The sequence below is a fragment of the Acinetobacter tandoii DSM 14970 = CIP 107469 genome (assembly GCF_000400735.1).
GTDB classification, from domain to species: Bacteria; Pseudomonadota; Gammaproteobacteria; order Pseudomonadales; family Moraxellaceae; genus Acinetobacter; species Acinetobacter tandoii.
In genome coordinates this window covers 65,811-84,240 of the sequence record NZ_KE007362.1, presented here as the reverse complement: position 1 = coordinate 84,240, position 18,430 = coordinate 65,811, and the positions used below count along the sequence as shown (strand labels likewise).

Here is an 18,430-nt window from a genome sequence, read left to right as displayed (position 1 = left end):
TCCAATTTAATTATGCAATACATAATTAAATTATGTTATTTGTAATTTTATTGATATTTAATCTCACTCAAATTCTTGGCGCATTTAAGGTTTGAAAAACCCTTTTATTGCGCATAACAATGAATGAATTTGAATAAAATTTTTATAAATCAAAAAACTAAAAAAACTTTTAGTGATAAGTTCCTTAAAAAAGTGCTGTTCGATTGCGCTTCTTTTCAAATCCTGAGTATTAAAGCTGCAATGTCATTACTTGATTAAAGCATGTTTATCGAATGTGTATAATGCATAATTATAAAAAAATGCAACAAAATTGTGCATTATTATTAGTAAATGCACCATGATGTGCACATAAAATTAAATAATGCATGATTTGTGCTTGTTCTGCTTTGTCGAAAATATATAGATGTGATACTAGGTTTTAAAAAAAATTTGCCACATGAGGATGTAAATAGCTGGATTTAATGAAATAAAAATGCTTATAAAATTAAATGGCACATATTTATTTCATTTTGGTACATAATTTGCATTAAGTTTGTGAATTGTATGTCTTGGATTTTTTATGGACAACCAACCTTTATCAAATTCTGCCGTTTTGGCAACTCTCCCAGCACCGATGTCGCATTCAAAAGTAGAAGATATCGTGGCGCTCTTTATTGGTACCTTCCTGTTGTCTTTTGCAATTAATATCATCCAACAGGGAGGTATTATGACAGGTGGGACCGCAGGTTTAGCGCTATTGCTACATTATGTATTTAATGTATCTTTCGGTACTTTATTCTTCTGTATCAATATTCCATTTTTCTATTTAGCCTATAAAAAGATGGGCTTGCAATTGGTACTGAAAACCGTTGCCGCGATTGGTCTAGTTTCATTTTTTTCTGAACTCAATCCAAGCTTTTTTAGTCTGGAAAATATCAATCCCATTTATGCATCCTTGATTGCCAATATTATTTTGGGCGTCAGCTTTTTAATTCTGTTCCGTCATAAGTCGAGTATGGGAGGCATCAATTTATTGGCAATGTTCATGAATGAGAAATATGGCATTTCTGTCGGGAAGTTTCAGATGTTTGTGGATATCAGCATTCTGATTGCATCGGCATTTTTCGTTGATTTTAATTTGTTGATGATTTCGATTATGGGAGCCGTGGTATTGAATTTGATTATTGCAATGAACCATCGTAAAGATCGTTACGTCGCGTCTTAATTGCTGCTTTTAAGGGAGAGTTGGGCAAACCAGATTGGATTTGTTTTTCTCTCCCTGTTTCTATAAAGTAGTTTGCAGCGAAAAATACGATTTTTCAGCAGTTTGATAACAAAATTCTGGGATAGATGATGAGCGATGAACTGGACGATTACGATCGTAAAATTATTCAGCAATTACAGCAAAATGGTCGTTTAACCAATCAAGAGCTGGCAGAGTTGATCGGTCTTTCAGCGTCACAATGCTCGCGTCGTCGTGCCACGCTGGAACAAAAAAAGATTATTACAGGCTACTATGCGCAAATTGCGCTGAAAGCAGATCCATCACCCATTACAGGTATGATCGAAGTTAGTATTCGTAATCATTATGATGATGGTTTTGAAAAGTTTCTGGAATTTATTTTGGATGAGCCGCGTATCCGTGATGCCTATAAGCTCACAGGTACATCAGACTTTTTACTTAAAGTGGCAGTGAAGAATCTGGATGAAATGTCGCAATTGATCAGTAAAATTTCTTCACATCAATTCCAGATCAATGATATTACGACTTCTATTGTGTTGGAAAAACTCAAAGAAAACTCGATTGTATTGTCCAATCCTGCAACAAATACAGAAGCGCTTTAAATCTCTCGTTAGGTTTTGTCTAATGTCAGGCAAAACCATTCAGTATGAAATCAATAGAAGAAAAACGATTCTTACGCTACAATTGAGCCTATTTTTGTCTCACCTGACAGTGGTATGCGGCACGTAATTTGCGTGGGCATCGCTGTGTACAAATTGCAGATTTCCCTAATGTTCAAAGATCAATTATTGAAAGAAGTTCAGGCACGCCGAACCTTCGCGATTATTTCCCACCCCGATGCGGGTAAAACCACCATGACAGAAAAACTGCTGTTATGGGGTAAGGCCATTCAGGTGGCGGGTATGGTAAAAAGCCGTAAATCGGACCGTGCTGCAACCTCGGACTGGATGGAAATGGAAAAAGAACGTGGTATTTCGATTACCACGTCGGTGATGCAGTTCCCTTATAAAGACAAGATGATCAACCTTCTGGATACTCCAGGACACGAAGATTTCTCGGAAGATACCTACCGTACCTTAACAGCGGTTGACTCTGCACTCATGGTGATTGACGGTGCAAAAGGGGTCGAGGACCGTACCATCAAATTGATGGAAGTCTGTCGTATGCGTGACACACCAATCATTTCATTTGTCAACAAAATGGACCGTGAAATCCGTGAGCCTTTAGAGCTGTTGGATGAAATTGAAAACGTTTTAAAAATTAAATGTGTTCCGCTCACTTGGCCAATGGGGACAGGGCGTGACTTCGCTGGGGTGTTTAACCTGATCGAAGAAAAATTCTATGTTTATAAAGCTGGTTTTGGTTCAACCATTACTGAAATTGAAGTACGTGATGGTTATGACCATGCTGACTTGCGTGAAAAAGTGGGTGAGTTGGCTTGGGCCGCATTTGAAGAGTCTTTAGAACTGGTGCAAATGGCGAATGAACCATTGGACCGTGAAGAGTTCTTGGCGGGTCGTCAAACGCCTGTGTTGTTTGGTACCGCATTGGGTAACTTTGGTGTTGACCATGTGTTAGATGCATTTAGCAACTATGCTCCTGAACCGAAAGCACACCCCACTCAGAACCGTAAAGTAGAAGCGACTGAAGAAGGTTTCACTGGTTTTGTCTTTAAAATTCAAGCCAATATGGACCCAAAACACCGTGACCGTATTGCCTTTATGCGTATTTGTTCAGGCAAATATGAAAAAGGTTTAAAAATGAAGCACGTGCGTATTGATAAAGATGTGCGCATTAGTGATGCTTTAACCTTCCTTGCGGGTGAGCGTGAGCATTTGGAAGAAGCATGGCCTGGGGACATTATTGGTTTACATAACCACGGCACCATTCAAATTGGTGATACTTTTACTTCAGGTGAAAAACTGCAATTTACAGGTATTCCGCACTTTGCACCTGAAATGTTCCGCCGTGTACGCTTGAAAGATCCGTTAAAGTCGAAGCAACTACAAAAAGGCTTAAAAGAGTTGTCTGAAGAAGGCGCAACGCAAGTGTTTATGCCACAAAACAGTAATGACTTGATTGTGGGTGCTGTGGGTGTGCTTCAGTTTGAAGTAGTTGCGTACCGTTTGAAAGAAGAATACAAAGTTGACTGTGTATATGAGCCAGTAAGTATTAATACAGTTCGTTGGGTTTCTTGTGATGATGACAAGAAATTCAATGAATTTAAGAAAAAAGCACACGATCAACTTTCTGTTGATGGCGGTGGACACTTAACTTATCTTGCGCCAAGCCGTGTGAACTTGCAGCTGATGCAAGAGCGCTATCCAGACATCGTGTTCCGCAATACGCGCGAACACTAAAGCAAATAAAACAGCCTCTTTCTGGAGGCTGTTTTTACATGGTATTTCTTTTTATTGGGTAAAGTTGCTGTAAAGGCAGTTTAGTGTGTGGTCGAAATGAAGAACAACAAAATCATTCAAATGACTTTTTTGCTGTGTACAGGACTTTTTTTGTCCGCGTGTGATTCATCGAAGCAGCCACAAGATGAACAACAAAAATCAGCAGCCTCGATTTTTCAGCAAGATAAAGCTGAAGTATTGCCTTATCTACATATCAAACAGCAGCCTGCCAAAATTGCTTTGCCTTTTTGTGAAACGAAAAATTGTATTGATATTGATATTCAAACGCTGGAAACCCAAGATCAGTGGTTGAACAGTTGGATTGTGAAGACCCAAGCTACAGTTATTCAAGATCAAATTGGCTTAAAACAAAACATGAGTTTGCAACAAGCCATTAATGCTTATGTGAAAAAGTCCGATGAGTGGCAAGCAAAATACTCGAAGAATCCTGCCTACCAATTGGCACTGTACACTCGTATTGCTTACCAACGAAATCAATATGTGTTGTTGCAAGTGGGTGTGAACAGCAAACAAGAAGAAATCAAAATTGATGAGCGCTATTACTTTGCTGTTGCAGATCGAAAATTGCAGAAAGGTGTGTCCTTACTTGACATTGTTGAGCCAAAGCAGCAAGTTTATATGAATGATATTGTGCAAAAAGCCTATCAGGATTGGTTAAAGCAACAAACGCCAGAAGCACGACAAAAGGCACCGAAAAAATTGTATTGGGGGCAGGCAGACTGGTTTTTTGACAGTGAGGGTATTGGCTTGCATTACCGTAGTTTGCAAATTGTGGAAGAAGGTAAGCAATTGGACATTTACTTAAGTAAACCACAAACGCAACAGGTTTTAAAAGCGGATATTTATAAAAATATGTTTTAGTTAACGTGATTGAAGCCTTGATGGGCGTGAGATGACGAGTGAAAACATGAATAAAGGTTTGAGTCAAATGACAATAAAGAAAGTAAGTTGGACTTTAAGTATATTGACGGTGGCCATACTGATGACTGCATGTCAGCCTAAAAAAGTTGAAAATGAGCAAACAGAGACTGCGGCATCTTCAACACAGGCACAAGAGCAAGCGAGTCAATTGATTGGAGATTCGGAAAAATTACAACTCAATTTACCTGAGTGTGATGATAATAATTGCCCAGAAATGACCATTGAGCGACTCAACAGCAATCAACCATTTATTGATGCATATATCGATGCTGAGATTTTGAAAAAAGTTCAGCAAACTTTGTCTGTTTCTCCAGAGTTACCAACTGATCAGGCCTCATCTACCGCTCAAGCGGCAGAAGTTGCAGCATCACAAGCAGTGGTGCAAGCCAAGACAGTAAAACAACAGCTTGAACAACAATTGCAACCTTATACCCAAGCATTTTTAAAATTAGATCAAGAGATTAAAGCACTCAGTTCGAGTCATAAAATTAGTGTGATGATTAAGCCGACCATTCTCAACGCCAAAGGACCATTGGTTACGGTAGTTTTAAACAGTAGTAGCTACTTGGGCGGAGCACATGGGTCTTCTTCGCAGCAATACTATAATTTTGATTTAGAAAAGAAAAAACTAGTCAAATTGAATGAGGTATTGGCACCAAATCAATTGGCAGCACTTGAAAATCAAGCACATGAAGCTTTTAAAACATGGGTGATTGAGTCCAAACTGGCGAATGATGTTTCAGAATACGAGCAGGCGTGGAAATTTAAGCTGAGCGATAATTACTATTTGAGTAAGCAAGGCTTAATTTTGCAATATGGCGAATATGAAATTGGACCGTATGTGGTTGGATTACCCCGCTTAACTATTCCGTATGAGCAATTGCAGACGATTCTAAAAAAACAGTATTTACCTGAGTTTGCCAGTGAAGCAGTTGCCAGTGCCGCCAGCGAGCCAAGTAAGTAACGGGCTTGAACATGCAGCCACGTTTATTTGATACCCATACCCATTTTGATGTTCCTGATTTTGATATAGATCGGGAACTATTGGCGTATCAAGCCAAAGCAGTAGGGGTTGAAGCTTTAGTCCTGATAGGTTTTGTAGCATCACGATTTTCGGACTTGCTGAATACCCAACAATTTCTAACTCATTTATCAGAAGCACCGCAGGTTTATTTAGCACCGGGTTTACATCCTTTTTATATTGAACAACATCGATCAGAACATTTACAGCAACTTGAATCCTTTTTACAGCAACATAATTGCATTGCTGTTGGGGAAATTGGGTTAGACACTTTTCTAGCCGAGCATAAGCAGCCTGAATTATTTGCCCAACAGCAGGATTATTTTCAACAGCAACTCGAACTGGCAATGCATTACCAAAAACCAGTGTTGTTACATATCCGTAAAGCGCATGCAGAAACACTAGCCTTACTGAAAAAGCAAAAATTTCAATTCGGTGGTATTGCCCATGCTTTTAGTGGTGGGGTCGAAGAAGCCAAAGCCTTCATTAAACTGGGGTTTAAAATTGGTGTGACAGGGCAAATCACCAATCCGAATGCGAAAAAATTGCATCGAGTAGTACAGGAAATTGGTGCGGAACATTTGGTGTTAGAAACCGATTGTCCAGATATGACACCGCTCTGCTGTCAAATTTCGACTCAACAACGAACCCGCAATACTCCCGCCAATTTACCTTATGTATTAAAGGGTTTAGCGCAGACTTTGCAGTGCGATGAAACTGACTTGGCAGAGCAACTGTGGCGAAATACTCAACAAAGTTTGCGACTGCAAAATTAAAATAAAGTGGGCGAGAATTACTAATCCACAACATTAAACCAGACGATTTGACCTACATTATAAAAGAACAATGGAATAAAAAATAATCATGCACGCTGGAGGACCCACCTATGGCAAAGTATAGTCAAATCAATAGCTTTAATGCCTTACAATCCTTTACAGTCGGTTCCAGAACTTATCAGATTTTTAGTTTGGCACAAGCCCAGTCACAACTGGGAGAACTATCCAAACTACCCAAATCACTCAAAGTCTTATTAGAAAATTTATTGCGCTTTGAAGACGGCATCACTGTCAAAGCAGATGATATTTTGGCGATTGTGGAGTGGCAGCAAACCCGAAGCTCAGAACAAGAAATTCAATATCGTCCTGCGCGAGTCCTGATGCAGGATTTTACGGGTGTGCCTGCGGTGGTCGATTTAGCCGCCATGCGGGCAGCAGTCGCACAGGCTGGCCGTGATCCTAATCTAATTAATCCCTTATCTCCAGTCGATTTGGTGATTGACCACTCCGTCATGGTCGATCATTTTGCCAGTGGTCGTGCATTTGCTGAAAATGTTGAAATTGAAATGCAGCGTAACGGTGAGCGTTATCAGTTCCTACGTTGGGGGCAGTCGGCCTTTAATAACTTTAGCGTGGTTCCTCCTGGCACGGGAATTTGCCATCAGGTGAATCTGGAATATTTAGCGCAAGCTGTGTGGTTGGGGGAATCAGATGGGGAAACCTTTGCCTTTCCCGATACCTTAGTCGGTACAGATTCGCATACCACCATGATTAATGGTTTAGGCGTTTTAGGTTGGGGTGTGGGTGGGATTGAGGCTGAAGCGGCCATGTTAGGACAGCCCATTTCCATGCTCATTCCTGAAGTGATTGGTTTTAAACTCACGGGAAAATTGCGTGAGGGCATAACGGCAACGGATTTGGTTCTTACCATTACGCAAATGCTACGTCAAAAAGGGGTAGTGGGTAAATTTGTTGAATTTTATGGTGATGGTCTGGCGGATTTGCCTTTGGCTGACCGTGCAACGATTGCCAATATGGCACCTGAATATGGTGCAACGTGTGGTTTTTTCCCAGTTGATGAAGTGACGCTTGCATATATGCGCTTAACTGGACGTACCGATGAACGTATTGCCTTGGTTGAAGCGTATTGTAAAGAACAGGGCTTATGGCGCAATGCAGGGGATGAGCCTGTATTCACCGATACCCTCAGTCTGGACATGTCGACGGTTGTGGCGAGTGTTGCGGGTCCTAAACGCCCGCAAGATCGAGTTTTACTGGCAGATGTACCACAAACTTTTGATGCCTTAATGGAACTGAGTTTAAAACCTGCCAAAGAAGATAAAGCTCGTTTGGAAAATGAAGGGGGCGGTGGTACGGCGGTCGATGCGCAAAAATCCAATATCACGCATGAAAGTGCATTCTGTGAAATCGATGGTAAACAGTATCCATTGGTACATGGTGATGTGGTAATTTCAGCCATTACCTCCTGTACCAATACATCTAATCCAAGTGTGATGTTGGCGGCAGGTCTACTTGCTAAAAAAGCCATTGAAAAAGGTCTACAGCGCAAACCTTGGGTGAAAAGCTCCTTGGCTCCTGGTTCTAAAGTGGTAACAGACTATTTGAATGCCGCTGGTTTAACGCCTTATCTCGATCAGTTGGGTTATAACTTGGTTGGTTATGGTTGTACCACCTGTATTGGTAATTCAGGACCTTTACCTGAACCCATTGAAGAAGCTATCAATTGTTATGATTTAAATGTCGCTTCGGTGTTATCAGGCAATCGTAATTTTGAGGGGCGAGTACATCCTTTGGTGAAAACCAACTGGTTGGCTTCCCCCCCTTTGGTGATTGCTTTTGGTTTGGCTGGAAATATTCGTTTAGATTTAACCACCCAACCGATTGGATTGGGGATACATGGCGAAGCGGTGTACTTAAAAGACATTTGGCCAAGTCAGGCAGAAATAGACGAAGTGTTGCAGAAAGTGAATACTGACATGTTCCACAAAGAATATGCCGCGGTATTTGAAGGTGATGCCAGTTGGAAGGCGATTCAAATTCCACAAAGTCAGACTTATGCATGGGATGAGCATTCAACCTATATCCGCCATCCGCCATTTTTCGCAGATATTGGGCAACCCCTGAATTCATTACATAATATTGAACATGCGCGAATACTGGCAGTACTTGGAGATTCGGTCACCACCGACCATATTTCCCCCGCAGGCAATATTAAAAAAGACAGTCCCGCAGGTCGCTATCTCCAAGCGCATGGGGTTGAGCCGAAAGATTTTAACTCCTATGGTTCACGTCGTGGCAATCATGAGGTCATGATACGCGGCACATTTGCCAATATTCGCATTAAAAACGAAATGCTCGGTGGAGAAGAGGGCGGTAACACTCTGCATATTCCAAGTGGTGATAAACTGGCAATTTATGATGCTGCCATGCTCTATCAACAACAAGGCACACCTTTGGTGATTATTGCAGGCAAAGAATATGGTACGGGGTCTTCGCGTGACTGGGCAGCAAAAGGTACCAATTTACTTGGGGTAAAAGCCGTCATTGCTGAAAGTTTTGAGCGGATTCACCGTTCAAATCTGGTTGGCATGGGCGTGTTGCCATTGCAGTTTATGTCTGATCAGAATCGACACAGTTTAAATCTGACAGGACATGAAAGTATTTCGATTCTAGGTTTGTCGGATGATTTGGCACCGCATCAAACCTTTGAAGTGGAAGTGACTCGAACCGATGGCTCTCGTGATTCGTTCCCTGTGTTATGTCGTATTGATACGCTCAACGAAGTTGAATATTTCAAAGCAGGCGGAATCTTGCATTATGTGCTGCGTCATTTAATTGCAAGTTAGAATCAACCCTTATTCAATCATCTTCTGCCAGAGTCTTTATAGCTAAGGCTCTGGTATCATTCACATATAAAACAAAATTTTAAGATCATTTGTATGTTGAAATTATTATTGGCAGGATGTGTATGCCTATTTCCTGTTTGGAGCCATGCAAATCCGCAGGCCCAGATATTAAAAGCACAAAAAATTACGCAGGGGCAGCGAGAAAGTATTTGTACTGAGCTTAAGATTTCCTGTGAGACTGCTGCCACATGGCAACTTTATCAGGTTCCGAATCAGCCTAAACAGCACTATGTAATTGCCAAATTGAAACTATTTGAGCTAGAAGAAAATGCGCAAAGTTATCAATTACGTAATTATTGGGATTTTTCAAATTATCAACCACTTACACAGAATCCAAATTGGACTGTGGATGGCCCTGTCGCGCCAGAAGATTTACTCGATGAAAATGGTAAATTTGTTCGCACTGATGCTTTACATCTTTATCCCGTGTTATTTCCCATCAATGATAAAGATTACAGTATTGCTTTAATTCAGCGTTGGGATGAGATGTATTCGGGTGGGGGCATGACGGAAGAAGTGGCGGACTTTTTACAGCTCAATCCTCAGGGTAAATATCAACAGATTTTTCAGAATATTCCATTTTCTGTCTCAAGAATGATTAGAGCTTGTTTTTCGGAACAAGATTATGCCCAGTCAGGGGAACATTGTCATGACTTAGAAAAATTGGTACTGAATATTGAATATCAACAAGCGAATACATGGCGTATGAAATATCACTATGTTCGTACATTGTCGCCATCTTCAGATCAACTGCCCATGAATCAACGTAAGACTTATGTATTGAATGCAAATAAAGCTGATGCAATCCAGTTCCCAAGTGCCTGGACTGAATATTAATCCGCAACTTTTAAATTGAATTTGATAAAATGCTCGCGATTCTTTTTCTGATTTGATCTCCCTATGACTGATTTACTCCTAGATGATGAATATGACCGCCGTTTTGCTGGCGTAGCTAAAATTTATGGAGAACCAGCATTTCAAGGGTATGAACAAAGTCATGTCATGGTGATTGGAATTGGTGGCGTTGGTTCTTGGGCAGTGGAAGCCTTGGCGCGTACAGGTATTGGTGAGCTGACCTTGGTCGATATGGATGTGGTTGCAGCCTCAAATATTAATCGTCAATTACCTGCGATGACATCAACACTGGGCTGTGAAAAAATTGAAGTCATGGCAGAACGTTGCCGCTCAATTAATCCGAAAATTAAAATTAATCTGATTGATGATTATTTAACGCCAGACAATGTCAAAGAGTTGCTCAGCAATGCCCCTGATTTAATTTTAGACTGCATTGATGATGTCAAAGCCAAATTGGCGCTGATGTTACATTGCCGTTTTAATAAAATTCCGTTAATTGTTTCGGGAGGTGCTGGCGGTAAGCTTGATCCACTAAAAATTCGAGTCGCAGATTTATCCAAAACTGAACAAGATCCGATGTTAGCCAAATTGCGTGCGCAGTTGCGTTCGAAAGGGATTTGTAAGAAACCTAAAGAAAAATTTGGAATTACTTGTGTGTATTCGATTGATAATCCATTTTCCAGTGCGGATGTTTGTCCAAGTGCTGGTTTGCGCTGTGGTGGTTATGGTTCGGCAGTCGTGGTCACGTCTAGTTTTGCTATGATTGCAGTCGCAGAAGTACTAAAAAAATTAGATCACATCAAAGCGAAGTAACAAGGCTAATTTTAGGTTTAATTGGGCGACATAGATCAATATATTTATGTCACCCATAGCTGATAAAAAATTTAAATGAATAGAAAAAAGAAAAAGAGTTTTTAAACTTATCAAGTTCTTAAAACACACCTACGAATGAATTGCAAATATAGTGCAAAAGAACATCTTTTTTAAAAAGATGTTGTGTGGAGATGCAATTACAAGGAAATGTATTGAATATTCCGATGATTTTTGAACTCAGAAAAACCTTATCTCACACCAATATAGAAAAGTATGCCTTAGTGAAATCCTGCATACGCCTAGAAACAAATTTTTTGCACAATTATAAATGGTCATGGGTTGGCTAGAGATCGGAAACAGTCGAGACTTTTTCTATGCCAAGCCAAATGAATATAGTTGAAGCATCGATAGAAATTAGTCTTGTAAAAAAGACCACTCGATTGGCTGTGTGCTTTTTCCCGTTTGTTTCGCAATAAAACCATCGTAAAAATTGAGCAATAGAAGCGCACCGATGATGCCAATTAGCACCAATATTTGTTTGGATAAACCCATTTTCTTTCTCTTATCTAAGCTACTTAAGCCCAGTCTAGTTAAATTAATTGATCTAATCTAATATAGAAAAAATAACTGTTAATCTAATTTTGAGATGATAATGGCAACACTTAAGCAATTTAATTATCTGATTATTATTGTTGAGGAAGGCGGTTTTATTGCGGCTTCTGAAAAGTTATTCATTGCCCAATCTGCTTTGAGCCGACAGATCAAGCTTTTGGAAGAAGAAGTTGGATTTGAAATTTTTGATCGGGCTGATAAAAAAATAAAACTCACTAAAGCGGGGCAATTTTTTTATGCTCAGCTTAAGAATAATGTGCTGAACTTAGAACATATTATTGAGAATTCTAAAGATATCGCAAATGGGAAAAATCGACTTATTAAAATTGCACACTCAAGTACCGTTACAATAAGCTTGGAAAAAGTCAAAGTGTTTGACCAAGCTTCAAGGCACCTCAATGTGCATTTTGAGCTGAATACTTTATCTTCAGAAGATCAGGTTCTAGCGCTCAAGACGGGTCATATTGATGTCGGTTTTATTCGTCCCCCTGTTTTAAATCACCTAGATGAGTTACATGTAGAAAAGCTTTACCATGAGCCCTTGTATGTTGCCCTGTATCCAAGCCATATTTTGGCGATGGAGAAAAGCATCAAAATTCAGCAGTTAAGACACGAAAAGTTTGTCTCGACACCGCATGCTGAACGGGGTGGGCTCAGTTATTTAGTCTCAAACCTTTGTCTCGGTGCGGGTTTTACACCTCAAAAAGCACCGATTCAGTCTCGTAAAGTGTCCCAACTTCAGTTGGTTGCCGCCGAGATTGGAATTTGTATTGTTCCAGAAGAATTTACTGATATTTTGCCTGAACAAGTGAGGCTCATTCCTTTAGAGGCTGCAAATAGTTTGTCCGATGTCGTAATGATTTGGAATAAAAATGCAGATGAAGTGATACAGAAAAGTGCTGAATATTTACGACATCATTTGCAACGATGATCTCTAAAGATCATCGTTAGATTCACCAGATACCGAGTTTTTTAACAGAGTAAATCTTGAATTGTGATTAGACGGATTGTTCTCGTAAATAATCCTCAGTTCGTTTCATCGCTTCTTTAATGTTGATGATTGCATTTTCTACATCAGCAAATGTTTTGGCATTGCCACCGCTGAGTGCCTGACGCCACTTGCGTGCACCTGGCAAGTTCTGGAATAAACCGAGAATATGACGAGTCAAAATTGACAAAGGTGCACCTTCAGCCATGCGTTTCGAAATATAAGGCAGCATTTGCTCCATAATTTCAAAACGGTCTGGTACATCCAGTTGCCAAAGTTGTCCAAGTTCTGCCAATAAATATGGGTTGTGATAGGCTTCACGACCAATCATGACACCATCTACATGCTGTAAATGTTGTTCTGTTTCGGCAAAGGTTTTAATTCCGCCGTTAATTTCAATAAGTAATTCTGGGCGTTCCTGCTTGAGGCGATAGACATCTTCATAACGCAGCGGAGGAACTTCACGGTTTTCTTTTGGAGATAAACCCTGCAATAACGCAATACGCGCATGCACGATAAAATTATCACAACCTGTTTTAGCGACTGTATCGACAAAATGCAGCATTTCTTCATATGAGTGCATGTCATCAATGCCGATACGATGTTTCACGGTCACAGGAATATCCACTGCATTGCGCATTTCAGCAATACATTCTGCGACTAAGTCAGGCTCTGCCATTAAACATGCGCCAATCTTATTGTTTTGTACGCGGTCGCTTGGGCAACCAACATTCAAGTTAATTTCATCATAGCCCCAGTCTTGCGCCATTTTGCTACAGGTTGCAAGGTCTTTGGGGTTCGAGCCGCCGAGCTGCAAAACGATTGGGTGCTCTTCATGATTAAAGTCAAGATGGCGTTTGGCATCACCAAAAAGAATGGCACCAGTAGTGACCATTTCGGTATATAAAATCACATTAGGGTTAAATAAACGCGCAAAAAAACGGTAGTCTTTGGTTGTCCAATCCATCATCGGTGCAACACTGATTCGCGGAGATTGAGTGTTTTCAATGTTTTTGTTAATAGTCATTAAAAATCATGCCTTTAATCTGTATTTCGCAACCTGCGAGAATCTATGTAAACCTATATTTAGGTGGGTGAGTCAGTTTGGATTTACACCAAATTTTACACCATAATCAAAAAAACAGTTTGTGGTGTAAATTATGGGGTCAATTACAGCAAGGAAAGGTGCAGATGGTAAAGTTAACTATCGTGCTGCGATTCGAATCAATCGGAAGAGCTTTCCTACTTTTTTGAAAATGATAGATTTCATTCAAAAACATGGGTTGAAAACTGCGTTAAGAAACGAGAGGTCGAAATTTAAAAACATCCTGATATTTTGCTTGGCAAAGAAAAGCTGATTGATTTGACTTGATCAGATGCCATAGGTAAATATAGGGATGAAGTCAGGAGCGATTACGAAGAACGAAACGCTATTCTTTGCTCTTAATCAAGAAGCTGCCAATCGCGCGCAATATTATCACAAAAATAAAATCTGTACATTTCGCTGAACAAAGGATAATGGTGGAAATTATGGTCACAAGTCCTGAGATCATCGAACAATATTTAATAAAGGCATAAATCTCTTGTGTAATCCAATTCTACAGGGGGACGTCAGTTATAACAGTGTAGTAAATCGACGTTATATTGCTGATGGTTGTAGTATTTTGTCGATACTGATTCCGATCTTTATGTATATCTTACTGGAAAATGCAGAACAGTTAGATACAGAGAAACCCTTCTATCCTGTTATGCAGGTCTCCTAATGAGATTGTATCGAGTGAGTTGACATTATCTATAACGATATGGCCAACTCATGCAAAAGGCTTAGGGCTGAAAGGTTTCATGTGGACTGAGTGGTTTGTTACAGCTGAGCAAATCAATCAGTGCGAAGACAGCCGCTGCCAAAACCAGCAAAATACCAACCAAGCAACTCATGCTCCAGCCACCATGATGCCAAGCATAAACGCCTAATGCCGAACCACAGGCTCCGCCAATAAAATACATGGTCATATAAATGGAGTTAATGCGAGATTTGGCATCTGGACGAATGCGGAAAATAATATTCTGGTTACTGCTATGCACCACAGCTAAGCCTAAGTTAATTAAACCATAGCCTAAAATATAACTGATGAGGCTATGTCCACCTAAATATAGGAAATACCAACTGACCGCCATAATTGCACAACCTGACCAAGTGAGCACGGTGGTATAACCCTGATCTGCTAATTTGCCAACATATTGTGTGGACAATGCTCCAAATACACCAATCAGTGGAATCACCCCAACCAGTACATCGGGGAGTTGATAGGTTTTAGAGGTGAGCAACAGTGCGATGGTTGAAAACAAAATGCTCATGGCTGCAAAGACAAAGCCACCAATTAAAGAGCGTAAGATAAGACGACGTTCTTGCTGCAATAACAGCCCCATCGACTTAAAGACTTGTGGGTAGCTCATTTTAAAAGACATCACATAAGGTAAACGTGATTTCAGTAAAAAAGCCAAGATTAAGGTAAAAATACCGCTTAGTGCATAAATCAGTTTCCAGTGAAATAGGTTGGACACGAGCCCCGCTAAGCTGGTTGAAAGTAATAAGCCGACCAATAAACCACTCATAAGGAAACCAATGACTTCACCTGTTTTTTCAGGTTTTACCGCCATGGTTGCTAAAGGGATTAATACTTGGGCGGCGACGGAAAATAATCCGACGATACTGGTACCCAACCACAGCATAGGTAGGTTGATGGCAAAGGCACAAATAAATAAACCGATTGCCGCGAAGAACATGAGCAACGGAATAAATTTGGTTTTATTGACCATGTCGCCAATCGGAACAATCAGCAATAACCCCAGTGCATAAGACACTTGGGCAAAAGTAACGGTTAAGGCCACTTGTGACTCAGGCACATTAAAATATTGTTGAATTGAATGGATGAGGGGTTGGCAATAATAGTTCGCACCTGCACAAAGACCACAAGCAACTGCCATGAGCCACAGTAGCGGTTTGTCTTGGCTAATATCACGTGGAGAATTCATAAAGTTCCTTGGCTTGTTCGGTTAATTGCAATAAGCGGTTGCTTCAATTTCAATCAGCATTCCTGGTATGGCAAGACACGGAACAGGAATCAGTGTGCAAGCAGGAAAGTTATGTTCTTTCCAGCGCTTTTGTATTTCCTGAATTAAAAACTGATGTTTCTTGGGGCTATGGTCAACCACTAGAACTCTTAAAACAGCAATATCTAAAAATGAAGCATCGGCATGTGCAAGTGCATGCTCTAAATTGGTCATGGCTTGACACAATTGCTCAGCAAAATCTTGAGATAAATGTCCTCGTTGGTTTTCACCACCTTGTCCTGAAATGTGAAGTATACGTGAAAAGTGTCTAACTTCAGCCATGTGACTATAGGCAAAAGGACGCGGATTATAAAGTTTTTTTGGGTTACTTAATTCAAATGGTGCAGGAGATGCGGCATGTTGCATAAAAAATTCTACCTATGATTGATTTTTGTTAGTATCAAAGCTCAAGTTAACTTGAGGTCAAGCGTTTATGGAAGAAAATCAGCAAATAATGCCATCGGCACAGCAGTGGTTGAGTATTGGTGATTTGGCAAAACGCAGTGATGTCAGTGTTGCTGCTTTACGTTTTTATGAAGAAAAAGAACTGATTTGGAGTGCGCGAACTTCGGGCAATCAACGCCGTTATCAGCGTTCTATGTTAAGACGTATTGCCATTATTAAAGCAGCACAGCAAGTCGGCATTTCATTGCAACAAGTGAAAGTTGCCTTTTCAGCATTACCGAAACAAGGAAATGCCACCAAGCAAGATTGGCAGCAAATGTCACAGCAATGGCAAACCCAGTTAGATCAGCAGATTGTGCATTTATTACAATTGCGACAACAACTGGATTGGTGTATTGGGTGTGGTTGTTTATCCTTAGAGCAATGCCCACTGCGTAACCCGAATGATGTACTCGCTGAAACCTCAGCGGGGGCGCACTTTCACGAGCTATTATTGAAGATGAATAGTGAAAACACAGAATGCTCTCTTTCTCCAAAAGACGATGCTTTTCAGTAAAAACCTTGCACGATTACTGATGATAGCAGGTATTAGTTGGCAAGCTTTTTCTTGGATAAGGTAATCATCATAATTCCGACAATATTGAGTAAACAACCGATCCATTGCCAAAAATTCAAATGTTCATTTAAAAAAGCGACTGCCAATAAAATGGTTAGGATAGGGCCAACCGATGCAATCATGGCAGATTGAGCCGCTCCAAGCCGTGCAATACTTTGCATCAGGAGTACAGTCGGAACGACGGTGATAAAGAAGCCCAGTGCCAAACCATACCAAAGTACGCCAACAGGAAGTTGTTGCACCAATAATAGAGGATGAGGAGTGACCCAAAAAAATTGTACCAGTGTGCCAAGGCAAGCGGTTGTTAAAGCCAGACCTGTAAAATTCCATGAGCCAAATTTTTGAATCAGCGGGGGCGTTAGTAATAGATAGGCAGCAAAGGCAATTGCGCTGGCAAAAACAAGGCTTGCACCCAGCCAGAAATGTTCTTGAACAGGCGCATGTTGTTGCTCCTGAAGCATCACCAAAACAGTCCCTCCGTAACTAAGCACAATGGCGAGCATACTTTTGACCGAAAGTTTTTGGCGATACAGCACACAAGAAGCCAATACGGTTAAAGTAGGGTAAAGGAATAAGATAATGCGTTCTAAAGACGCACTGATATACATTAAACCTAAAAAGTCCAACCAACTGGCAAAGTAGTACCCCATCAAGCCTGCCACCATGAGCAGCCCCCAATCTTTTGCTTGCAAGCCTTTGCTCTTTTCTCGGTTAAACCAACAGATCAGTAGAAAAAACGGTAAGGCACAAGCCATTCGAAGCGCCATCAAGAGTGTGGCATCTACCAAAGGTGATAAGGCATAAGCTTGTTTAATAAAAATCGCTTTGCTACTGAATAAAAATGCCGCACCAATCGCAAACAAACTGCCAAGTTGGGTGCGAGATAAAGAGAGATTCATGAAATTTAACTTTTTAAAAAGATAGGATGGCTACCGATATGCAGTATAGGCTTTTGGGCTGAAAGAGAAAAATGCAAAAAAATGATCAATCCTCATACTCTTAGGAATGAAAAGGCAAAAATACATAGGATAAAGTTATATAAATATAGGGGTATTTTTGCTTCAGGATTTCATAAATATCCAAATACTTTTGCTTTAGTGAGAACTTTCTATAGACACATTTGGATTTTGATTGAGCTGAAAAGAAGATTTTAACGTAATATGAATAATAAATGACCTAAAACAGTGCAAAATATGTCGAATGAAACATATTGCATCATCAGATTAAATGATTTGAAAAGTTTTTTTGAATTAAATTTTCTGCATTATCCGACTTTGGTCATATTTCATATTTATATTAAGAATGAGAAAGCACAAAGGGAAAGCTGCATTTATAGAGAGTCTAATGAGGAGACAAAATTTGAAAATTTCTGCTTAGAATTTATACCATTAAAAAGGTTCGAGATTGACCAAATTGTCATCTCAGTCAATTTTGCAGAGAAAAACTTAAAAATACCTGAAATTTGTATAGTCTCAGGACTATTTTCTTCACAGGGGATGAACAGGAAATTTTGTCAGAAAAACCACTTGTTGTGGTCTAACGCTTATGCTTTTAAAAAAACAAACAAGATTCTGACCCATGAAATAAAACACGAGCCAATTGAACACAGACTCGGTTTTGCAATGTGCTGGGCAAAACCGACGAATGATATATCGAATAATTATTTTTATGAATCATCAGTTCAAAATGAGGGTATTTATTAAATAAATATTGGGTGGTAATTTAAAAAAGTTCAATTAGAAT

At 40.0% G+C, this 18,430-nt stretch carries 18 protein-coding genes and 1 pseudogene; 14 read left to right on the top strand and 5 right to left on the bottom strand.

Annotated features, from left to right (window positions below; all coding sequences use genetic code 11):
• The first annotated feature begins 559 nt into the window (after positions 1-559).
• The 9 genes from I593_RS03435 to I593_RS03395 all read left to right on the top strand — a co-directional run bounded on the left by I593_RS03435 (position 560) and on the right by I593_RS03395 (position 10,955).
• Positions 560-1,204, top strand: coding sequence for a YitT family protein (locus I593_RS03435; RefSeq protein WP_016166175.1), 645 nt, complete (start codon positions 560-562; stop codon positions 1,202-1,204).
• A gap of 128 nt (positions 1,205-1,332) precedes the next feature.
• Positions 1,333-1,824 carry an Lrp/AsnC family transcriptional regulator gene (locus I593_RS03430; RefSeq protein WP_016166174.1) on the top strand — a complete coding sequence of 164 codons (492 nt, stop codon included), beginning with the start codon at positions 1,333-1,335 and terminating at the stop codon, positions 1,822-1,824.
• 168 nt (positions 1,825-1,992) lie between these two features.
• Positions 1,993-3,582 (top strand): peptide chain release factor 3, encoded by a 1,590-nt coding sequence (locus tag I593_RS03425; RefSeq protein WP_016166173.1) that lies wholly within the window; start codon positions 1,993-1,995, stop codon positions 3,580-3,582.
• A gap of 96 nt (positions 3,583-3,678) precedes the next feature.
• Positions 3,679-4,503, top strand: coding sequence for a hypothetical protein (locus I593_RS03420; RefSeq protein ID WP_026441018.1), 825 nt, complete (start codon positions 3,679-3,681; stop codon positions 4,501-4,503).
• Positions 4,504-4,570: 67 nt separating this feature from the next.
• Complete coding sequence (locus tag I593_RS03415) at positions 4,571-5,527, top strand: RsiV family protein (protein ID WP_026441019.1); 957 nt, start codon at positions 4,571-4,573, stop codon at positions 5,525-5,527.
• Between the two features lie 11 nt (positions 5,528-5,538).
• The gene (locus I593_RS03410) at positions 5,539-6,360 is read left to right on the top strand and encodes a TatD family hydrolase (RefSeq protein WP_016166170.1); all 822 of its coding nucleotides are present in this window, start codon (positions 5,539-5,541) and stop codon (positions 6,358-6,360) included.
• A 110-nt stretch (positions 6,361-6,470) separates the two neighbouring features.
• Complete coding sequence (gene acnA, locus I593_RS03405) at positions 6,471-9,227, top strand: aconitate hydratase AcnA (protein ID WP_016166169.1); 2,757 nt, start codon at positions 6,471-6,473, stop codon at positions 9,225-9,227.
• A gap of 93 nt (positions 9,228-9,320) precedes the next feature.
• The gene (locus I593_RS19715) at positions 9,321-10,124 is read left to right on the top strand and encodes a hypothetical protein (protein WP_016166168.1); all 804 of its coding nucleotides are present in this window, start codon (positions 9,321-9,323) and stop codon (positions 10,122-10,124) included.
• Positions 10,125-10,187: 63 nt separating this feature from the next.
• Positions 10,188-10,955: a tRNA threonylcarbamoyladenosine dehydratase gene (locus I593_RS03395; RefSeq protein ID WP_016166167.1), complete on the top strand. Its 768-nt coding sequence runs from the start codon at positions 10,188-10,190 to the stop codon at positions 10,953-10,955.
• Positions 10,956-11,369: 414 nt separating this feature from the next.
• On the opposite strand, the gene I593_RS20600 is transcribed toward I593_RS03395, so the two are convergent.
• On the bottom strand, positions 11,370-11,507 hold the full coding sequence (locus I593_RS20600) for a hypothetical protein (protein WP_016166166.1): 138 nt from the start codon (positions 11,505-11,507) through the stop codon (positions 11,370-11,372).
• A gap of 100 nt (positions 11,508-11,607) precedes the next feature.
• Between I593_RS20600 and I593_RS03390 the strand changes: the two genes are divergently transcribed.
• On the top strand, positions 11,608-12,498 hold the full coding sequence (locus tag I593_RS03390) for a LysR substrate-binding domain-containing protein (RefSeq protein WP_016166165.1): 891 nt from the start codon (positions 11,608-11,610) through the stop codon (positions 12,496-12,498).
• 67 nt (positions 12,499-12,565) lie between these two features.
• On the opposite strand, the gene dusA is transcribed toward I593_RS03390, so the two are convergent.
• Positions 12,566-13,582, bottom strand: coding sequence for a tRNA dihydrouridine(20/20a) synthase DusA (gene dusA, locus I593_RS03385; RefSeq protein ID WP_016166164.1), 1,017 nt, complete (start codon positions 13,580-13,582; stop codon positions 12,566-12,568).
• A gap of 133 nt (positions 13,583-13,715) precedes the next feature.
• On the opposite strand from dusA, the pseudogene I593_RS19905 reads away from it, so the two are divergent.
• Positions 13,716-14,064, top strand: a pseudogene (locus tag I593_RS19905) (integrase); the annotation flags it as partial.
• Positions 14,065-14,138: 74 nt separating this feature from the next.
• Positions 14,139-14,318 (top strand): hypothetical protein, encoded by a 180-nt coding sequence (locus I593_RS20340; protein WP_154653729.1) that lies wholly within the window; start codon positions 14,139-14,141, stop codon positions 14,316-14,318.
• A gap of 61 nt (positions 14,319-14,379) precedes the next feature.
• Here the strand turns inward: I593_RS20340 and I593_RS03375 are convergent, their stop codons facing one another.
• Together I593_RS03375 and I593_RS03370 are read right to left on the bottom strand one after the other, a co-directional pair.
• Complete coding sequence (locus tag I593_RS03375) at positions 14,380-15,588, bottom strand: MFS transporter (RefSeq protein WP_016166163.1); 1,209 nt, start codon at positions 15,586-15,588, stop codon at positions 14,380-14,382.
• A gap of 21 nt (positions 15,589-15,609) precedes the next feature.
• On the bottom strand, positions 15,610-16,032 hold the full coding sequence (locus tag I593_RS03370; RefSeq protein ID WP_016166162.1) for a RidA family protein: 423 nt from the start codon (positions 16,030-16,032) through the stop codon (positions 15,610-15,612).
• 67 nt (positions 16,033-16,099) lie between these two features.
• On the opposite strand from I593_RS03370, the gene soxR reads away from it, so the two are divergent.
• Complete coding sequence (gene soxR, locus I593_RS03365; RefSeq protein WP_016166161.1) at positions 16,100-16,627, top strand: redox-sensitive transcriptional activator SoxR; 528 nt, start codon at positions 16,100-16,102, stop codon at positions 16,625-16,627.
• Positions 16,628-16,659: 32 nt separating this feature from the next.
• Here soxR and I593_RS03360 read toward each other — a convergent pair whose 3' ends face one another.
• Entirely contained in the window at positions 16,660-17,586 is a 927-nt protein-coding gene (locus I593_RS03360) for a DMT family transporter (RefSeq protein ID WP_016166160.1), read from the bottom strand.
• 294 nt (positions 17,587-17,880) lie between these two features.
• Here I593_RS03360 and I593_RS20335 point away from each other — a divergent pair, with 294 nt between their 5' ends.
• A complete protein-coding gene (locus I593_RS20335; protein WP_016166159.1) occupies positions 17,881-18,390 on the top strand; it encodes a hypothetical protein in 510 nt (169 codons plus the stop codon).
• Positions 18,391-18,430 lie beyond the last annotated feature (40 nt).

Coding starts and splice junctions, on each gene's coding strand:
- I593_RS03420 (WP_026441018.1), top strand. CDS start 3,679: ATGAAGAACAACAAAATCATTCAAATGACTTTTTTGCTGTGTACAGGA.
- I593_RS03360 (WP_016166160.1), bottom strand. CDS start 17,586: ATGAATCTCTCTTTATCTCGCACCCAACTTGGCAGTTTGTTTGCGATT.
- I593_RS19715 (WP_016166168.1), top strand. CDS start 9,321: ATGTTGAAATTATTATTGGCAGGATGTGTATGCCTATTTCCTGTTTGG.
- I593_RS20600 (WP_016166166.1), bottom strand. CDS start 11,507: ATGGGTTTATCCAAACAAATATTGGTGCTAATTGGCATCATCGGTGCG.
- soxR (WP_016166161.1), top strand. CDS start 16,100: ATGGAAGAAAATCAGCAAATAATGCCATCGGCACAGCAGTGGTTGAGT.
- acnA (WP_016166169.1), top strand. CDS start 6,471: ATGGCAAAGTATAGTCAAATCAATAGCTTTAATGCCTTACAATCCTTT.
- I593_RS03425 (WP_016166173.1), top strand. CDS start 1,993: ATGTTCAAAGATCAATTATTGAAAGAAGTTCAGGCACGCCGAACCTTC.
- I593_RS03390 (WP_016166165.1), top strand. CDS start 11,608: ATGGCAACACTTAAGCAATTTAATTATCTGATTATTATTGTTGAGGAA.
- I593_RS03410 (WP_016166170.1), top strand. CDS start 5,539: ATGCAGCCACGTTTATTTGATACCCATACCCATTTTGATGTTCCTGAT.
- I593_RS03435 (WP_016166175.1), top strand. CDS start 560: ATGGACAACCAACCTTTATCAAATTCTGCCGTTTTGGCAACTCTCCCA.
- I593_RS03375 (WP_016166163.1), bottom strand. CDS start 15,588: ATGAATTCTCCACGTGATATTAGCCAAGACAAACCGCTACTGTGGCTC.
- dusA (WP_016166164.1), bottom strand. CDS start 13,582: ATGACTATTAACAAAAACATTGAAAACACTCAATCTCCGCGAATCAGT.
- I593_RS03395 (WP_016166167.1), top strand. CDS start 10,188: ATGACTGATTTACTCCTAGATGATGAATATGACCGCCGTTTTGCTGGC.
- I593_RS03415 (WP_026441019.1), top strand. CDS start 4,571: ATGACAATAAAGAAAGTAAGTTGGACTTTAAGTATATTGACGGTGGCC.
- I593_RS03430 (WP_016166174.1), top strand. CDS start 1,333: ATGAGCGATGAACTGGACGATTACGATCGTAAAATTATTCAGCAATTA.
- I593_RS20335 (WP_016166159.1), top strand. CDS start 17,881: ATGTCGAATGAAACATATTGCATCATCAGATTAAATGATTTGAAAAGT.
- I593_RS03370 (WP_016166162.1), bottom strand. CDS start 16,032: ATGCAACATGCCGCATCTCCTGCACCATTTGAATTAAGTAACCCAAAA.